17 protein-coding genes are annotated in these 17,600 nt (G+C 68.9%); 5 read left to right on the top strand and 12 right to left on the bottom strand.

The features are described from left to right. The first annotated feature begins 31 nt into the window (after nucleotides 1-31). The 3 genes from RMCN_RS12075 (at nucleotide 32) to RMCN_RS12065 (ending at nucleotide 3,072) form a co-directional block, all read left to right on the top strand. Nucleotides 32-790, top strand: coding sequence for a DUF2249 domain-containing protein (locus RMCN_RS12075; RefSeq protein WP_067389276.1), 759 nt, complete (start codon nucleotides 32-34; stop codon nucleotides 788-790). 94 nt (nucleotides 791-884) lie between these two features. Beyond that, a complete protein-coding gene (locus RMCN_RS12070) occupies nucleotides 885-1,955 on the top strand; it encodes a phosphotransferase family protein (protein ID WP_067389274.1) in 1,071 nt (356 codons plus the stop codon). A 187-nt stretch (nucleotides 1,956-2,142) separates the two neighbouring features. After that, nucleotides 2,143-3,072: a VOC family protein gene (locus RMCN_RS12065; RefSeq protein ID WP_067389272.1), complete on the top strand. Its 930-nt coding sequence runs from the start codon at nucleotides 2,143-2,145 to the stop codon at nucleotides 3,070-3,072. Between the two features lie 9 nt (nucleotides 3,073-3,081). On the opposite strand, the gene RMCN_RS12060 is transcribed toward RMCN_RS12065, so the two are convergent. Genes RMCN_RS12060 through RMCN_RS12045 form a run of 4 tightly spaced genes read right to left on the bottom strand, consistent with a single transcriptional unit; the run spans nucleotide 3,082 to nucleotide 6,577 of the window. Continuing rightward, nucleotides 3,082-3,825, bottom strand: coding sequence for a cobalt-precorrin-6A reductase (locus tag RMCN_RS12060; protein ID WP_067389270.1), 744 nt, complete (start codon nucleotides 3,823-3,825; stop codon nucleotides 3,082-3,084). Continuing rightward, nucleotides 3,825-4,580 carry a precorrin-4 C(11)-methyltransferase gene (gene cobM / locus RMCN_RS12055; protein WP_067389528.1) on the bottom strand — a complete coding sequence of 252 codons (756 nt, stop codon included), beginning with the start codon at nucleotides 4,578-4,580 and terminating at the stop codon, nucleotides 3,825-3,827. Before cobM ends, RMCN_RS12060 begins: the two co-directional genes overlap by 1 nt. After that, nucleotides 4,577-5,758 (bottom strand): precorrin-6y C5,15-methyltransferase (decarboxylating) subunit CbiE, encoded by a 1,182-nt coding sequence (gene cbiE / locus RMCN_RS12050; protein WP_201028829.1) that lies wholly within the window; start codon nucleotides 5,756-5,758, stop codon nucleotides 4,577-4,579. Before cbiE ends, cobM begins: the two co-directional genes overlap by 4 nt. A 60-nt stretch (nucleotides 5,759-5,818) precedes the next feature. Beyond that, nucleotides 5,819-6,577 (bottom strand): decaprenylphospho-beta-D-erythro-pentofuranosid-2-ulose 2-reductase, encoded by a 759-nt coding sequence (locus tag RMCN_RS12045; protein WP_067389268.1) that lies wholly within the window; start codon nucleotides 6,575-6,577, stop codon nucleotides 5,819-5,821. 35 nt (nucleotides 6,578-6,612) lie between these two features. Between RMCN_RS12045 and RMCN_RS12040 the strand changes: the two genes are divergently transcribed. Beyond that, nucleotides 6,613-7,038: a F420-dependent biliverdin reductase gene (locus tag RMCN_RS12040; RefSeq protein ID WP_067389266.1), complete on the top strand. Its 426-nt coding sequence runs from the start codon at nucleotides 6,613-6,615 to the stop codon at nucleotides 7,036-7,038. 7 nt (nucleotides 7,039-7,045) lie between these two features. Here the strand turns inward: RMCN_RS12040 and RMCN_RS12035 are convergent, their stop codons facing one another. After that, nucleotides 7,046-8,173 (bottom strand): M24 family metallopeptidase, encoded by a 1,128-nt coding sequence (locus tag RMCN_RS12035; protein ID WP_067389264.1) that lies wholly within the window; start codon nucleotides 8,171-8,173, stop codon nucleotides 7,046-7,048. A 69-nt stretch (nucleotides 8,174-8,242) separates the two neighbouring features. On the opposite strand from RMCN_RS12035, the gene RMCN_RS12030 reads away from it, so the two are divergent. Beyond that, nucleotides 8,243-9,199: a 5'-3' exonuclease gene (locus tag RMCN_RS12030; RefSeq protein ID WP_067389526.1), complete on the top strand. Its 957-nt coding sequence runs from the start codon at nucleotides 8,243-8,245 to the stop codon at nucleotides 9,197-9,199. A gap of 5 nt (nucleotides 9,200-9,204) precedes the next feature. On the opposite strand, the gene RMCN_RS12025 is transcribed toward RMCN_RS12030, so the two are convergent. From RMCN_RS12025 to pafA, 7 genes are all read right to left on the bottom strand, one after another. Beyond that, complete coding sequence (locus RMCN_RS12025; protein WP_067389262.1) at nucleotides 9,205-10,026, bottom strand: DUF4333 domain-containing protein; 822 nt, start codon at nucleotides 10,024-10,026, stop codon at nucleotides 9,205-9,207. 60 nt (nucleotides 10,027-10,086) lie between these two features. Beyond that, nucleotides 10,087-12,861 carry a DEAD/DEAH box helicase gene (locus RMCN_RS12020; protein WP_067389524.1) on the bottom strand — a complete coding sequence of 925 codons (2,775 nt, stop codon included), beginning with the start codon at nucleotides 12,859-12,861 and terminating at the stop codon, nucleotides 10,087-10,089. Continuing rightward, nucleotides 12,845-13,795: a twin-arginine translocase subunit TatC gene (tatC, locus tag RMCN_RS12015; RefSeq protein WP_064350056.1), complete on the bottom strand. Its 951-nt coding sequence runs from the start codon at nucleotides 13,793-13,795 to the stop codon at nucleotides 12,845-12,847. Before tatC ends, RMCN_RS12020 begins: the two co-directional genes overlap by 17 nt. Nucleotides 13,796-13,846: 51 nt before the next feature. Then, nucleotides 13,847-14,110, bottom strand: a complete 264-nt coding sequence (gene tatA, locus RMCN_RS12010) for a Sec-independent protein translocase subunit TatA (RefSeq protein ID WP_064404258.1) — start codon at nucleotides 14,108-14,110, stop codon at nucleotides 13,847-13,849. A 35-nt stretch (nucleotides 14,111-14,145) separates the two neighbouring features. Next, a complete protein-coding gene (locus RMCN_RS12005) occupies nucleotides 14,146-15,105 on the bottom strand; it encodes a helix-turn-helix transcriptional regulator (protein WP_067389260.1) in 960 nt (319 codons plus the stop codon). Continuing rightward, complete coding sequence (locus RMCN_RS12000) at nucleotides 15,102-16,091, bottom strand: helix-turn-helix transcriptional regulator (protein WP_067389258.1); 990 nt, start codon at nucleotides 16,089-16,091, stop codon at nucleotides 15,102-15,104. Before RMCN_RS12000 ends, RMCN_RS12005 begins: the two co-directional genes overlap by 4 nt. 66 nt (nucleotides 16,092-16,157) lie before the next feature. After that, on the bottom strand, nucleotides 16,158-17,516 hold the full coding sequence (gene pafA / locus RMCN_RS11995) for a Pup--protein ligase (RefSeq protein ID WP_094286531.1): 1,359 nt from the start codon (nucleotides 17,514-17,516) through the stop codon (nucleotides 16,158-16,160). Nucleotides 17,517-17,600 lie beyond the last annotated feature (84 nt).

Here is a 17,600-nt window from a genome sequence, read left to right as displayed (position 1 = left end):
GTAGGGCCAGCACAGCCGAAAGGAAACCATCATGACTGTCAACGAACTGATCGTCGCCACCACACCCGCGGATGCGGAGGCGGCCGAGACGGTCAAGAATCACCACGCTGAGCTGGCCGGACACCTCAAGACGCTGACGGAGGCGATGGTGTCGGCGGCCGAACGCGGCGCCGGTTTCGAAGCGGCGCGCGCCGCGGCCCTCGAATTCCTGACCGACGAGTTGCTGCCGCACGCCACAGCCGAAGAGGCTCGCCTCTACCCCGCCGCCGCCCATACCGAACGGGCCCGGCCGCTGATCGAGTCGATGATCGCCGCGCACCGCGTCATCGGCGGTCTGGTCGACCGGATTCGCACCGAGCAGTCACCCGTGCGCGCGGCCGCGGCCGGGCACGCGCTGCGGGTCGTGTTCGAGGCCCACCTCGTCGACGAGAACGACCGGATCCTGCCGATCGTCGCCTCCGACCCGGAAATCTCGCTGGCAGACTCCCTCGACGGGATGCACGAACTGATCGGCGGCCACCACCATGCCGAAGGCGGCCACAGCTGCGGCTGCGGAGCCGACGCCGAGGAACCCGTTCTCGACGTACGCGACGTGCCGCACTCGTTCCGGCACGCCACGGTTTTCGGCGCTTTCGACGCGGTTCCGGTCGGCGCCAGCATGGTGCTGGTCGCGCCTCACGACCCGGTGCCGCTACTGCACCAGCTGCACGACCGCACAGCCGGCCGGATCTCGTTCGACTACATCGAACGCGGGCCGGAGGCCTGGAGGCTTCGCCTCACCCGCATCTGACGTGCCGCGAGCGCTCAGCCCGGACAGAATCGGCGGGGCTTGATTCGTACAAGGGTGAGCGCTCGCGACGGTCGAGGGTGTTAATGTCCGGCGCGTGACATCCGTACTCGCCATTCCACGGGGGCCCGAAGATGTAACGCCCGCGTGGCTCGGATCAGTGCTGGGAGCTGACGTCGACACGGTCGAGGTCACGCCGATCGGAACGGGCCAGACCGGCGCCACGTACCGAGTGTCGGCGACATACGGCGCGGACACCGGCCTGCCCGCCACGTTCGCGATCAAGCTGTCTGCGCAGGACGACGCGGTGCGTGAGCGGGTGGCACTGGGCTACCGCTCCGAGGTCGAGTTCTACTCGCTGATCGCCGACCGGATGCGAATCCCCGTCCCGCGCAGTTTCCATCAGGACATCTCCGAGGACGGCACCGACGTCGTCCTCCTGCTCGCGGATATGGCGCCCGCGGTGCAGGGCGACCAGATCGCCGGGTGCAGTGTTGTCGAGGCGCAGCTTGCCGTCGAAGCGCTGGCCGGGCTGCACGGCCCGAGTTGGTGCGAGCCCGAGTGGATGGATCTGTCCGCCATCGTCATGCCGAAGCCAGGCGACAGCGAAGCGGCCAAGGGCATGGGTGACGTCTGCAACATGGCCGCCGGCATCGTGATCGACCGCCTCGGGTCTTCGATCAGCCCCGAGGACCAGGAAACACTGTCCGCGGCAATGGCTTCGGTCACCGACTGGCTGATGGCCGAGCCGGACCGTTATGCATTGATGCACGGTGATTACCGGCTCGACAACATGTTGTTCGACCCCGGCCACACCCGCATTACGGTGGTCGACTGGCAGACCATCGGCATCGGCCTGCCAGCGCGCGATCTCGCGTACTTCACCGCGACCAGCCTCGACCCGTCCGTGCGTGCGCAGATCGAGCGCGACCTCGTCGAGCGCTACCACCGCACTCTGATCGGTTACGGCGTCGGCGATTACGACCTCGAAACCTGTTGGACCGACTACCGCCTGGGCTTGGTGCAGGCGCCACTGCTCGTGGCGCTCGGCACGGCGTTCGCGACGTCGACCGAGCGCGGCGACGAGATGATGCTGGCGATGTTGAGTCGCGGTTGCCGGGCCATCCGCGAACTGCAGACCCTGGAGCTCATCGCGTCGTATCGGTAGGCGAGCCGACGCAGTAAGAACTCGGTGCCCGCAGACCGCGGGCGCTTCGAGGCGGCTACTGCTCCCCACTTGCAGGTCCGTGGCACCGCCGAACCCGCTGTGAACGGTATCGAGCCCTGCGACGTTGAAGTCTTCGGGATCGCTGGATCGAGGACATCGGGGACCTTCGCCGTTTGATAGGAGCACCATGGCATTGCACGGCTTGGCCAAAGCCACCATCGGCGTACCAAATGTCGACGAAACCGTCGCCTATTACCGCGAATTCGGCCTCACGCACCGCGGGGGCGGCGTGTTCGCCACCCGCAACGGGGGTGACCAACTAAAAATCATGCATACGCCTAGGCGCCGGCTAGTCGAGCTGACCATCGCAGCCGATGACGAGGACGACGTCGCACGCACCGCCACGCGGCTCGCCACCTTGGGCGCCGAGGTGCATTGCTCGACGATCATGTGCTCGGCGTGTGAACCCGTTACGGGGACTCGGGTCACCGTCGAGATCCGGCCCCGGATCGTTGTCGAACCAGCCGTCGCTGCCACCGCGTACAACGGCCCCGGACGCATCGACCGTGGGGGCCGCGCACCTTTCATTGCCCGGCGGGGGCCGGTACAGCCGAGCAAGCTGGGTCACGCGGTGATCGGTTCCGTCGACCTCGAAACGACGATGCGGTTCTTCGTCGACGGGTTGGGCTTCAAAGTCAGCGACTATATGGGCGACAAAGCCGCCTTCCTGCGCTGTTCTGTCGAACACCACAACCTCTTGGTCATGGCTGCGCCGGTCAACTTCATGCATCACACCAGCTGGCAGGTAGACGACATCGACGAGGTCGGCCGCGGTGCCCAGTCGATGCTGGAAGGTCATCCCGAACGCCACATCTGGGGTCTCGGCCGCCACTATGCGGGCGCCAATTTCTTCTGGTACCTGAAAGATCCGGCGGGCAACTTCTCCGAGTACTACTCCGACATGGATACCGTCCCCGAGGACGAACTGTGGAGCCCCGAGGTGCTGCACGGTTTGCAGGGCCTCTACGCCTGGGGGCCGCCGCCTCCGCCGTCGTTCCTCGAACCCGACGATCTCGCAGCCCTGATGATCGGTGCCCACTCTGCTGCGGGGCAGTGAGCGCTGCGGTCAGTCGCTGGTCCGTGCCTTCCGGATCGCCGCCACCCAGTCGAGCGTCTCGTCCACCGTGGCGACAGTCGTCACCCCGGCGGGCAGCGGTGGCCGATCCACCATCACCACCGGTATCCCGAGTGCGGCGGCGGCATCCAGCTTGGGTCGCGTCATCGACCCACCGCTGTTCTTGGTCACCAACGCGTCGATGCGGTGCTCACGCAATAACGCCAACTCGTCGTCGTAGCGGTATGGTCCGCGCGACAGCACGACCTGATGCCGCCACGGCAGGTCCTCCGATTCGGGTGGGGTGACGGCGCGGATCAGGAACCACGCGTCGACGTCGCGGAACGCCGCGGCCCCGGATCGGCCGGTGGTCAAAAAGACCCGCTGAAATCTCTCGGCGGCAACGGCATTCGCGGCCTCACGATCGTCACCGACCACCACCGCGTCGCCGGCCGGCCAAGGGGGCCGCGCCAGCACCAGGTGCGGCAACCGAAGCTCGGCGCACACGGCCGCGGCGTGGGCGGTCATCGTCGCGGCGTACGGATGCGTGGCGTCGACGACGGCGTCCACCTGTTCGTCGCGCACCCACCTCCGCAGGCCGTCGATGCCGCCGAACCCGCCGACGCGCACCTCTCCGACCGGCAGCGCGGGGTCGGGCACCCGCCCGGCCAGTGAGCTGATCACCTCGATGTCGGGGTGGAGCCGTGCGGCGAGTGCGCGGGCCTCCGATGTGCCGCCCAGCAACAGGATTCGCATCAGTGCCGCCCCCGCCGCACCCGCCCCGACGAGTACAGGTAGCTGTCGGCGAACCCCTCGGCCGCCAGCACGTCGCCGACGACGATGACCGCGGTGCGCGTGATCCCCGCCGCCTTGGTCTGCGCCGCAAGATCCTCGAGCGTGCAGCGCACCACCTGTTGTTGGGGCCACGACGCGAACGCGACCACCGCGCAGGCTGTTTCGGGCCGGTAGCCGCCGGCCAGCAGCTCCGCGGCGATCGTGTCGATCTGCGCTGCCACCAGGTGCAGCACCAGGGTGGCGCCGGGCGCCGACAGTGTCTGCAGGTCCTCCCCCGGCGGCATCGCGGTCGACAAGGTGGCCACGCGGGTCAGCGTGACCGTCTGCGCGACGCCGGGGACCGTGAGTTCGCGGCCCAGTGCGGCGGCGGCCGCGGCGAATGCCGGGACGCCGGGAACGATTTCGTAGTCGATACCGAGATCGTCGAGGCGGCGGCACTGCTCGGCCAGAGCGCTGTAGATCGACGGATCACCGGAATGCAACCGCGCCACATCGAGGTTCGCGGCGTGGGCGTCGGCGAGTTCGGTGACGATCTGGTCGAGTGTCAACGGACCGGTGTCGACGACGCGCGCGTCCGGCGGGCACAGCGCGAGCAGGTCCTCGGGCATGATCGAACCGGCGTAGAGGCACACCGGGCAGCGCTGCAGGAGGCGCTGCCCCCGAACGGTGATCAGGTCGGCGGCACCGGGGCCGGCACCGATGAAGTAGACGGTCATCGCTTGGCCACCGCCCACTGCGTGACGGGCATGGCCGGGCGCCAGCCGGTGAAACCGCCCAGCGGCTCGCCGCGGTGGTGCTCGAAACGTCGAAGCTCACCGCCTAATCGTGAATACCATTGGCCAACAAGTACTTCTGACTCCACCGTGACGGCGTTCGCGACGAGCCTGCCACCGGACGGCAACCGGTCGAAGCACGCTTGCAGCAGTCCGGGTTGAGTGATGCCGCCGCCGATGAAGACGGCGTCGGGCGCCGGTAGCGAGTCGAACGACGCGGGCGCATCGGCCTGCACCTCGACGCGGGCGCCGAATGCGACGGTGTTTTCGGCGATGCGTTTGCGGCGACGCTCGTCGCGCTCGAATGCCACTGCGCGGCAACCCGGCCCGCTGCGACACCATTCGATCGCGATGCTGCCCGAGCCCGCCCCGACGTCCCAGAGAAGCTGTCCGGGGCGCGGCGCCAGGGCGGCCAGCGTCACCGCGCGCACCGGTTGTTTGGTGATCTGCCCGTCGTTGGCGAACAGCTCGTCGGGCAGCACTCCGAGCCGCCGCTCGTCGGGCAGGTAGCGCACCGCAACCACATTGAGATCGTCGACGTCACCGGGAGGCCGCGCCGCCCATTCCCGCGCGGTGGCGGTTCGGCGCCGCTCGGCGGGGCCGCCGAGTTGCTCGAGGACGGTGACCTCGGAGTCGCCGCGGCCGGTGTCGGTCAGCAAGCGCGCCAGCGCCGCGGGAGTCGAACGATCGCGCGACATGACGACGGCCTGCCCGCCGCGGCGCACCGCGGTGTGCGGTTCGCTCGATACCAGGCTGATGACCTCGGTGTCCTGCACCGACCAGCCCACCCGCGAGCAGGCCAGGGTCACCGACGACACGTGCGGCAGCACCGCGACCCGGTCCGCGCCGTACAGCCGGATCAGCGAGTTGCCGACACCGTGCAGCAGTGGGTCACCGCTGGCCACCACGTGCACGTCACCCTCGGCCCCGTCGAGCAGCGTGCGCAGCGCGGGCAGCATCGGTGACGGCCACTCCCGGCGCGCAGCGGTGACGGTGTCGTCGAGCAGCGCCAATTGGCGCCCCGAGCCGTAAATCACGGTGGCCCTTGTGAGTTCGGCCTTGGCGACCGGCGACAGTCCGGGCATGCCGTCGGCGCCGATGCCCACCACAATGATCGTCATCGCCACCCTCTGCTCTTCGCGCAAGCGCTCATCGCCGCCCTCTGCTCTTCGCGCAAGCGCTCATCGCCGCAACCTCCGCCACACGAACCGCGGCGTCATCCGGAACGCCAGCGCCAACACGGCCAGCGGCGCGGGCACCCACACCGTGCCGCGGCCCTTACGCAGCGCGCGGACGGTGGCGTCGGCGACCTGGCCCGGTGTGCTGGACAGCGGCGCGGGCGTCATGCCCTCGGTCATCCGCCCGATCACGAACCCCGGCCGAACCACGAGCAGGTGCACCCCCGAGCCGTGCAGCGCGTCGGCGAGCCCGCTGCAGAACCCGTCCAGCCCGGCCTTCGCGGACCCGTAGACGTAGTTGGCGCGTCGCACCCGGACGCCGGCCACCGACGAGAACGCGACGATGGCCCCGGCGCCCGCAGCGCGCATCGTGTCCGCCAGCACGGTCAACAGGCTGACCTGGGCGACGAAGTCGGTGCGCACGATCGCTGCGGCATGCGCGGGATCCTTCTCCGCCAGGGTCTGATCGCCGAGGATGCCGAACGCCAGCACCGCGGTGTCGATCGGGCCGTGCTCGGCGACGATGGACTCGACGAGCGGACCGTGCGAGTCCAGGTCGTCGGCGTCGAACTCGCGCACATGCACGGCCGCGGCGCCCGCGGCAGCAACGGCGGCCACCTCCGCGTCCAGCTCGTCGGAGCGGCGCGCCGCCAGCAGCACCGCCGCCCCGGACGCCAGGCGCGTGGCCACCTCGAGGCCGATCTCGCTGCGCCCGCCGAAGACCACGACCAAGGGCGGACGAGAGTCAGCCGTGTCTGTCATGGCTGCGATTATGTCCTGCGCTACGGTGAAGCCCGATGGCCCAGTCCAGCCGCCGGGCGACCACCCGGCTCACCACCGACGCGCTCGCGTTCCTGTCCGAGCGTCATCTCGCGATGCTGACGACCCTGCGTTCGGACAACTCGCCGCACGTCGTCGCCGTCGGTTTCACCTTCGACCCGACCACCCACATCGCCCGCGTCATCACCAGCGGAGGTTCGCAGAAGGCCGTCAACGCCGAGCGGCAGGGTGTGGCCGTGCTGAGCCAGGTCGACGGTGCGCGGTGGTTGTCGCTCGAGGGCAAGGCCAAGGTCAACACCGATCCCGACGCCGTCCGCGACGCCGAACTGCGCTACGCGCAGCGGTACCGCACGCCGCGGATCAACCCGAAACGCGTCGTGATCGAGGTTCGTGTCGAGCGGGTGCTGGGCTCCTCGGGCCTGCTGGACCGCGTCGCCGACTGACCGCGAATCAGCTGACCGGCACGACCACCAGCTCGTGCGGGCGGTTGTTCACCGGCTCGGCCCCTTCGGCGGTGACGATCACGATGTCCTCGATGCGCGCGCCCCACTCGCCGGGAAAGTAGATGCCCGGCTCGACGGAGAACGCCATGCCCTCCTCGAGGGTGAGCGTGTTACCGGCGACGATGTAGGGCTCCTCGTGCACCGACAGCCCGATGCCGTGGCCGGTGCGGTGCACGAACGCGTCGGCCAGCCCCTCGGCGGCCAGCACGTCGCGGGCGGCGGCGTCGACCTGTTCGGCGGTGACCCCGGGCCGGACCGCGTCGACCGCGGCCCGCTGGGCGCGCTGCAGCACCGCGTAGCGACGGGCGACGTCGGCATCGGGTTCGCCGATGCTGTAGGTACGGGTGGAGTCGGAGTTGTAGCCGGGCTCGTAGGGTCCGCCGATGTCGACGACCACGATGTCACCGGCGCGCAGTTCGCGGTCCGAACACTCGTGGTGCGGGTCGGCCCCGTGCGGCCCGGAACCGACGATGATGAAGGCGACTTCCGAATGCCCCTCGGCGACAATGGCTTCCGCGATGTCGGCAGCGACGTCGGCCTCGGTGCGGCCGGGCACCAGGAAGTCGGGGACCCTGGCGTGGACCCGGTCGATCGCCGCCCCCGCCTTGCGCAGCGCGTCGATTTCGGCCGGATCCTTGATCATCCGCAGCCGGCGCAGTACGTCGGTGGCCAGCACCGGTACCGTTCCGAGGACCTCGGCGAGCGGAAGCAGGTGCAGGGCGGGCATGGAGTCGGTCACCGCGACCGCGCGCGTCCCCCCGCCCAGCGCCTCGCCCACAAGTGCGTATGGGTCGTCGCCGTCGACCCAGTCGCGCACCGTCAAGCCGAGTTCGGGCACCGCCGACTCCTTGAGCGCCGCCAACTCCAGCCGGGGCACCACGATGGTCGGGTCATCGTCGGCCGGTAACACCAGCGCCGTGAGACGCTCGAAAGTCTGCGCGCGGGAACCGACCAGATAGCGCAGGTCGTAACCCGGCGTGATGACCAGGCCCGCCAGGCCGGCATCGGCCGCGGCGGACGCGGCGGCGCGTAGCCGGTAGGCGTAGACATCGGTGCTGAATCGGTTGGCCGTCATGGGATTCAGGCTAATCCGCGCCCGGATAGCCGGCGACCGGGCTCGTCGACCGCGCTACTGTCAGTGACCGTGGCCGCTCCCCTTGTCCTGCTCGACGGCGCCAGCATGTGGTTTCGCTCTTATTTCGGGGTGCCCAGCTCGATCACGGCGCCGGACGGCCGCCCGGTGAACGCGCTACGCGGCTTTCTGGACGCCATGGCGACGGTGATCACCCGCGAGCGCCCCGGCCGGCTGGTGGTGTGCCGCGACGACGACTGGCGACCGCAGTGGCGCGTCGACCTCATTCCGTCCTACAAGGCGCACCGCGTGCTCGAGGAGAACCCCGAGGGTGAGCCCGACGTCGAGGAGGTGCCCGACGACCTCACCCCCCAGGTCGACATGATCTTCGAGATCCTCGACGCGTTCGGCATCCCGACCGCCGGCGCCGCCGAGTGTGAGGCCGACGACGTGCTGGGCACCCTGGCCGCGCGCGAGAAGCGCGATCCGGTGGTGGTGGTCAGCGGGGATCGCGATCTACTGCAGTTGGTGCGCGACGAGCCGGTCCCGGTTCGGGTCCTCTACCTCGGCCGAGGCCTGGCCAAGGCCACGAAATGGGGCCCGAAGGAAGTGGCCGAGACGTACGGCGTGCGGGTGGACCGGGCGGGTCCGGCGTATGCCGAGCTGGCACTGCTGCGCGGCGATCCGAGCGACGGCCTGCCCGGCGTGCCCGGTATCGGAGAGAAGACGGCTGCGACGCTGCTGGCACAGCACGGATCGCTGGAGAACATCCTCGCCGCGGCCAACGACCCGAAGTCGAAGATGAGCAAGGCGTACCGGACCAAGCTGCTCAGGGCCGCCGACTACATCGAGGCGGCGGCCCCGGTGGTCAAGGTCGCCACCGACGCCGAACTGGACTGGTCGACACCCAACGACACACTCCCCTTGGCAGCCGAGCATCCGCGCAAGGTCGTCACACTCGCCGAGACCTACGGCGTGACATCGTCGATCGGCCGCCTGCAGAAAGCCCTCGACGGACTCGACGGCTGAGCGGCCTACTTGGGTCGGCCGACCTCGTAGGTGCCCTTGTCGTCCTGGAAGGTCACCGTCACCTGGCGCTTGGTGCCGTCGATGCTGACCTCGCAGTTGAAGGTGCCGCCCTTCTCGACGGTCGGGTTCTGGCCGTCATTGCACTTGACGTCCTTGACGTTGGTGGCGCCGTATCCGTTGGCCTCGTCGGTGAGGATCTGCTGCACCCCGGACTGCGCGGCGTCGATGTCGAGCTTGGTGGTGACGAAAAAGCCCGGCTTCCAGAAGCCCATGACCAGCACGACCGCGACGATGACCGCCGCCAGCAGGCCGATCACGCCGCCGATCACCGCCAGCGAGCGCTTCGAACCCTCCTCGGCACCCGGTGTGCCGTATTGCGGGTACTGGCCGAACTGACCCGGCTGCTGGCCGTACTGGCCGGGTTGCTGTCCGTACTGGCCGGCCTGGTCGCCGTATTGGCCGGGCTGCTGCTGGTAGCCCGGTTGACCGGGTTGTGCGTATGGCTGCCCGTAGTGGGGCTGCCCGTACTGCCCCGGCTGCTGATAGGCCTGCGGGGTGTACTCGCTGGGCTGCTGTCCGTACTGCTCGCCACCCGGGTACTGCTGCGGCGGCTGATACGCCGGCTGCTGGTACTGCGGGTACTGCTGCTGGCTCTGCGACGGGTCGTAGGCGGGCGGCTGCCAGCTGGGCGCCGCCTGGGTCGCATCGCCGCCCTGAGGCGGCCACGGCTGGTTGGCCGATGGATCGCTGGACGGCTGGTCCGAAGGCTGTTCCGGCTGCTGGCCTGGCCACGACTGCGTCGGATCAGATCCCTGCGGTCCGCTCATATCACTCCTTGTTCACCCGCGGCCGAGCCGCGAATACCTGGGCGTCTTGCTCCCGACACATTACCCCGCATCAACAGCCACGACGCCGCGTCGAACGTCGTTTATCGCGCGTTTCGCGGTGCTTCGCAGCCCGGCGCCGGGCGCGGCGTTGCGTACCTGGTCCAGCAGGTCCAGGACCTGGCGGCACCACCGGACGAAATCGCCTGCCGACAGCGGTGATCCGCTGCCCGTGGCGTCGGACGCGGCCAGCGCACTGGTCAGGTCGCCGGTCGTGGCCCACCGGAAGATCGCGGCGACGAACCCGTCGTCGGGCTCACGGCTGCCCGTGATGCGGTGGCGCTGTTCGTCGGCACGCAGCTCTGTCCACAGCCGCCGCGTCTGGTTGAGCGCGCGGCGCAGTCTGCCGGTCGGGATGTCGAAACCCTCGCGAGCGCCCGGCGTGTCACCGCGCGCCTCATAGAGCACCGCCGACACCACGCCTGCCAGCTCGGCGGCGTCGAGCCCCTCCCAGATGCCGGTGCGCAGCGCCTCGGCCACCAGCAGGTCACTTTCGCTGTAGATCCGGGCCAGCAGGCGGCCGTCGTCGGTCACCTTGGGATCGTCCGCGGCGCCGCTGATGAAGCCACGTTCGGTCAGCAGCACCACAATCCGGTCGAAAGTGCGCGCCAGCGAGTTGGTCGCCGCGGCCACCTTCTGCCGGATCTGTTCGTTGTCGCGTTCGATGCGCAGGTAGCGCTCGGCCAGCCGGGCCTTCTCCTCCCGGTCGGGCCGGTGATGAGCCGGGTGCGAGCGCAATCGCTCGCGCAACGAGGCCAACTCGGGGTCGATGTCGCGCTCGGCGCTCTCACGCGCGGGCCCACTGCGCCTTCCCTTCCTCGACGGCACATCCAGGCGCTCGGCCGCCGAGATGAGCGCCGAGGCGAGGTCGCGCCGTGCGCGCGGATTGCGGTGCTCGACGCGTTTGGGCAACGGCATGGTGCCCATCGGGGCGGACGTTCCCGAGTAGTCGGCCGACGAGATCCGCCCGGCCCAGCGATGTTCGGTCAACACCAACGGGCGCGGATCCTCGTCGTCGCGGGCGGCTTCGAGCACGACGGCCAAGCCTCCTCTGCGACCGTGGGTGATCGTGATGATGTCGCCGCGGCGCAGCGAGGCCAGCGCCTCGTTGGCCGCCCTGCGGCGCTGCAGCCGCGACGCCCGCGATTGGGCGCGTTCGCGTTCGGAGATCTGCATCCGCAGCCGGACGTAGTCGAGGATCGAGTCGTCGCCCAGTTCGGCATTGATCTCGCTGAGCATCCGCTCGCCGCGCTCGATGCCGCGGCGCAGCCCGACCACCGAACGGTCGGCCTGGTACTGCGCGAACGAGCTCTCCAGCAGCTTGTGCGCCTGAGCCGGACCCATCTGCTGGACGAGGTTGATGGTCATGTTGTACGAGGGCGCAAAGGAACTGCGCAGCGGAAATGTCCGGGTGGATGCCAATCCGGCCACCTCGGCCGGTTCGACGTCCGGGGTCCACAGCACCACGGCGTGGCCTTCGACGTCGATGCCGCGCCGGCCCGCGCGACCGGTCAGCTGCGTGTACTCGCCGGGCGTCAACGGCACGTGTTGTTCGCCGTTGAACTTCACCAACCGTTCGAGCACTACCGTTCGCGCGGGCATGTTGATGCCCAAAGCCAGTGTCTCCGTGGCGAATACCGCCTTAACCAGGCCCGCGGAGAACAGCTCCTCCACAGTGTGGCGGAACACCGGCAGCATGCCGGCGTGATGGGCGGCAAGGCCGCGCAGCAGGCCTTCTCGCCACTCGTGGTAGTCGAGGATGATCAGGTCGGCCTCGGGCAGATCTCCGCAGCGACGGTCGACGACCTCGGCGATGCGGGCGCGTTCCTCGTCGGTGGTCAGCCGCAGCGATGACCGCAGGCACTGTTTGACCGCGGCGTCGCATCCTGCACGCGAGAAGATGAACGTGATTGCGGGCAGCAGCTCTTCGCGGTCCAGCGTGGCGATCACCTCGGGCCGCGACGGCGGCCGGTACATCGTCGGCCTGCCCCGGTTGCGGCCGCGGCCACGGGGCTGCCAGTCGGCCAGCCGGTCCGCTTCGCGCCGATGTGCGATGTGGCGCAGCAACTCCGGGTCGACCAGCAGCTCCCGGTTCGGTTTCGTGGTGCCGCGAGCCGCCCGGGTGGCGCGGTAGTCGAACAGGTCGAACAACCGCTTGCCGACCAGGACGTGCTGCCACAGCGGAACGGGACGGTGTTCGTCGACGATGACCGTGGTGTCCCCGCGTACGGTCTGGATCCAGCCGCCGAACTCCTCGGCGTTGCTGACCGTCGCCGACAGGCTCACCAGCCGCACCTCGTCGGGCAGGTGCAGGATGACCTCTTCCCACACCGCGCCGCGCATGCGGTCCGCCAGAAAGTGCACCTCGTCCATCACCACATACGAAAGGCCCTGCAGCGTCGCCGAATTCGCGTAGAGCATGTTGCGAAGGACCTCGGTGGTCATGACCACCACGTCGGCGTCACCATTGACCGACTGATCGCCGGTGAGCAGTCCGATCTTCTCCGGGCCGTAGCGTTGCACCAGGTCGTTGTGCTTCTGGTTGCTCAGCGCCTTGATCGGCGTCGTGTAGAAGCACTTGCCGCCCGCCGCCAGCGCGAGGTGCACCGCGAACTCCCCCACGACGGTTTTGCCCGCGCCGGTGGGTGCGCACACCAGCACTCCGTGCCCGTTCTCCAGTGCCTCGCAGGAGCGGCGCTGGAAGTCGTCGAGCGCAAACGACAACTGTTCGGCGAAACGGGCCAGCTCGCAGCCCGATTCACTAGGTGGCATCGTCATCGACCACATGCCGCGCGGACGTCGGCACGGTGCTGGACGCTTCGACGGGCTCGGCGGGTTCGATCGGTGCGGCCTGGTCGTCGGAGATGTCCTCGAGCGCGGCCCGCCGGGCCTTACGCCGGTCGTGCAGCCGCGCGATCTGAATCGCGAACTCGAGCAGCACCGTCAGGGCGAGCGCCAGTGCCAGCATCGAGAACGGGTCCGATCCCGGGGTGAACAGCGCGGCGAACACGAACAACGCGAAGATCAACCCGCGGCGCCACGCCTTGAGCCGCTCGTAGGTCAGCACTCCGACGGCATTGAGCATCACGATCAGCAGCGGGAACTCGAAGCTGAAACCGAAGACCAGCAGCAGGTTGATCAGGAAGCCGAAGTACTGATCGCCGGACAGCGCGGTGATCTGCACGTCACTGCCGACGGTGAGCAGGAAGCCCAACGCGGTCGCCAACACCACGTAGGCCAGCACCGCGCCCGCCACGAACAGCACGGCGCCGACGGTGACGAACGCGACCGCGAAGCGGCGCTCCTTCTTGTACAGCCCGGGGGTGATGAAGGCCCACATCTGATAGAGCCACACCGGGCAGGCCAGCACGATGCCCGCGGTCAGTGCCACCTTCAGGCGCAGCATGAACTGGTCGAAGGGCGCGGTGGCCAGCAGGCGGCATTCGTCGTCGGGTGCGATGGTCGCCCGCGACGAGGGCGGCAGATCGCAGTACGGGCCGCGCAGCCAGTCGCCGAGGCTGGGCAGCCCGAACACGCCGTGGCTGTACCAGAGGAAGCCCAGGATCGTCGTGACGACGACGGCGGCCGCCGAGATCAGCAGCCGGGTGCGAAGCTCATGCAGATGCTCGACCAGCGACATCGTGCCGTCGGGGTTGACCCGCGAGCGCCGTCGGCGAGGATCGAGCTTCTTGAACAGTCCTGGGGTCTGCACGGCATGCCTACTTACGCGGCAGCGTGGCCGCGGTCAGTCGATTCTCGACGGTCAGGCGGGACGTTTGTCCGAGGGATGCTCGGTTGCCGGAGCCGTTGCGTTGTCCGGAGCGGCGTTGTCGACCCGCTCCGAGGCGATCGGAGTGGCCGGCGGCGTGTCCGACTTGGAATCGGCCTGCATCTCCTTGATCTCCGATTTGAAGATCCGCATCGACTTGCCGAGCGAGCGCGCCGCGTCCGGGAGCTTCTTGGCACCGAAGAGCAGCACGAATACGGCGATAACGATCACCCAGTGCCAGGGTTGTAGACCGCCCATTTAGGTCACCTCCAGACGTCGCGGCCAGTCTACCGTCACTCAGCCTGCGCGCCGTATGCGCGCAGCGCCGCTTGCGCCGATTCCCGCACCCTCTCCGCAAGATGGGCGGGTTCGAGCACCCGCACGGCCGACCCGAATCCGAGTACGAACCGGGCCATCCAGTCGTCGGAGGCGTAGGTCATCGCGGCCTCCCAGCCACCGTCGGGCAACTCTCGGCTCACCCGCAGCGGGTAGTAGTCGAACATCCAGGCCGCCGACCGGTCGATCAGCAGCGTCGCCGACGGCAGCGAGGGGTCCGCGTCGAACAGCGAGGTGTCCGGTTCGGCCTGCACCGCCGGCGGTGGCGGCGACGACGGCTCGTCGAGCACCTGCGCGTCGACGATGCGGTCGAAACGGAACAGTCGGACCCCCTCGGCGGTTCGGCACCACGCCTCCAGGTAGCTGTGGTCGCCGACCAGCACCACCCGGATCGGGTCGACGATGCGGCTGGTCAGCACGTCGTGCGAAGCCGAGTAGTACTCGATGGACAAGGCGTGCCCGTCGCGCACCGCCTCCCGCACCGCCGCGGCCGCCTCGCTCTCGATCGGCGCGGGCTCGTCGACGGCCGCGCCGTCCTGGCCTACCGTGCCCGCCGCGGACTCGATCTTCGCGATCGCGCTGCGCGCCGCCTCCGGGTCGACCATGCCGGGCACCTCGGCCAACGCGCGCAGGGCCACCAGCACGCCCGTCGCCTCCGGCGACGTCAACCGCAGCGGGTGGTCGATACCGGCGGTGAACGTCACTTCGATTGTGTCGCCGGAGAATTCGAAGTCGATCAGATCGCCGGGGCCGTATCCGGGCAGCCCGCACATCCACAGCTGGTTGAGGTCCTCGCGCAATTGCTTGACGCTGACGCCGAGATCGGAGGCCGCCTCGGCGTAGGTGATCCTCGGGTTGGCCTGGAAGTACGGCACCATGTTGAGCAGCCGGACCAGCCGCGTCGACACGGCCGTCATGCGCGATCCGCCTGCGCGGTCAACCGGGCCACCACATCGTCGCGCAACGAATCGGGCTCGAGCGCCACCGCGTCGGGGCCGTAACTGGCGACCTCGCGCGCCAACCGGTCGAACATGCCGATGTCGATGGTGATCACCTCGCCCGCGCGGCCGTTGTGCGTGTGGGGCGTCGCCGAGGCGGCCCGTCGACGCAGCGCGGTGCCCTTGCCGTCGGCGATCCAGACCCGCGCCTGGCCGCCGGACGGCCACTCACCCACTGCGCGCTCGACGACTTCGCGGAGGTCGACGTCCTGCGGTCGCTTGACCGCACCGGGTGGGCCGACGGTGGTCACCTCGGCGCCGATGCGGGAGAGCCGAAAGGTGCGTGTGGCGTCGCGGTCGCGGTCGTGGCCCACCAGATACCAACGGCCCCTGTGGGTGATGACGCCCCAGGGTTCCACCGTGCGGGTGGTGTAGGGGTCGCTGCGCGACGGTCGGTGCGTGAACTGCACGGCTTGTCCGGAATCGATGGCGGACAACAGGATTCCGAGCACCTCCTCGGAGCCGCGCAGCCCGGGCAGGGCAGCGGTCGAGGTGATCGCCGGCGCGGCCTCCACGGCGTCGATGTCGATACCTGCGGCGCGCAGCTTCAGCAACGCGCCCTGGGTGGCGGTGATGAGTTCCGGGGATTCCCACAACTGGGTGGCCACGGCGACGGCGGCCGCCTCGTCGGGGGTCAGTTCGACCGTGGGCAGCGCGTAGGCCTCGCGGTTGATCCGGTAGCCCTCGGTCGGGTCGAACTGCGAAACCCGCCCCGTCTCCAGCGGAATCCCCAAATCGCGCAACTCGTTCTTGTCGCGCTCGAACATGCGGGAGAAGGCCTCGTCGCTGGCGCTGTCGGCGTATCCCGAAACAGTCTGACGGATCCGCTCGGCGGTGATGAAGTTCCGCGTCGACAGCAGCGCGATCACGAGGTTCATCAGCCGCTCGACTTTGGAGATCGCCACTCGACCCAGCTTAGGGTGTCCGGCCCGCACGGCGAGCGCTCAGCCTGGTACCAGTTTTCGCGAGACTTACATGGAGGCGATGAGCCGCTTGACCCGCTCGTCGACCGACCGGAACGGGTCCTTGCACAGCACCGTGCGCTGCGCCTGATCGTTGAGCTTGAGGTGCACCCAGTCGACGGTGAAGTCCCGGCCGGCCTCCTGCGCGGCGCTGATGAACTCCCCGCGCAGTTTGGCCCTGGTGGTCTGCGGCGGCGTGTTGACGGCCGCCTCGATGTCCTCGTCGGTGGTGATCCGCGCGGCCAGCCCCTTGCGCTGCAGCAGATCGAACACCCCGCGTCCGCGCTTGATGTCGTGGTAGGCGAGGTCGAGCTGGCTGATCTTGGGATCGGACAGCTCCATGTTGTAACGGTCCTGATAGCGCTGGAACAGCTTTCGTTTGATGACCCAGTCGATCTCGGTGTCGACCTTGGCGAAGTCCTGGCTCTCCACGGCGTCGAGCTGACGTCCCCACAGGTCGACCACCTGCTGGATCTGCGTATTGGGCTCGCGACTCTGCAGGTACTCGACGGCGCGGGCGTAATACTCGCGCTGGATGTCCAGGGCGCTGGCCTGCCTGCCGCCGGCCAGGCGCACCGGGCGCCGGCCGGTCAGGTCGTGGCTGACCTCGCGGATGGCGCGGATCGGGTTGTCCAGCGAGAAGTCGCGGAACGCGATCCCGGCCTCGATCATCTCCAGCACCAGCGACGCGGTGCCCACCTTGAGCATCGTGGTGGCCTCGCACATGTTCGAGTCGCCGACGATGACGTGCAACCTGCGGTACTTCTCGGCGTCGGCGTGCGGTTCGTCGCGGGTGTTGATGATCGGGCGCGACCGGGTGGTGGCCGAGGACACGCCCTCCCAGATGTGCTCGGCACGCTGGCTCAGGCAGAACGTCGCCGCCTTGGGGGTCTGCAGCACCTTGCCCGCACCGCAGATCAGCTGGCGGGTGACCAGGAACGGCAGCAGCACGTCGGAGATGCGCGAGAACTCGCCGGCCCGCACGATCAGGTAGTTCTCGTGGCAGCCGTAGGAGTTGCCCGCCGAGTCGGTGTTGTTCTTGAACAGGTAGATGTCGCCACCGATGCCCTCGTCGGCCAGCCGCTGTTCGGCGTCGATGAGCAGATCCTCGAGCACCCGCTCACCCGCGCGGTCGTGGGTGACCAGCTGCGTGAGGCTGTCGCACTCGGCGGTGGCGTACTCGGGATGGCTGCCCACGTCGAGGTAGAGCCGGGCGCCGTTCCTGAGGAAGACATTCGAACTGCGGCCCCACGACACGACTCGCCGGAACAGGTAGCGCGCCACCTCGTCGGGGCTGAGCCGACGATGGCCGTGGAACGTGCAGGTGACACCGAATTCGGTCTCGATGCCCATGATCCGTCGCTGCACCTCATCGAGACTACTTGTTGCTCGGCGGTCACGGAGGGCAAGCCGCGCCGAAGAAGCACCGGACATCGGGTTGACACCCGCTGC

This window comes from Mycolicibacterium novocastrense, from assembly GCF_001570485.1.
Classification (GTDB): Bacteria; Actinomycetota; Actinomycetes; order Mycobacteriales; family Mycobacteriaceae; genus Mycobacterium; species Mycobacterium novocastrense.
Note: the sequence above shows the minus strand (reverse complement) of the source record. Positions and strands in the feature narration are given on the sequence as shown.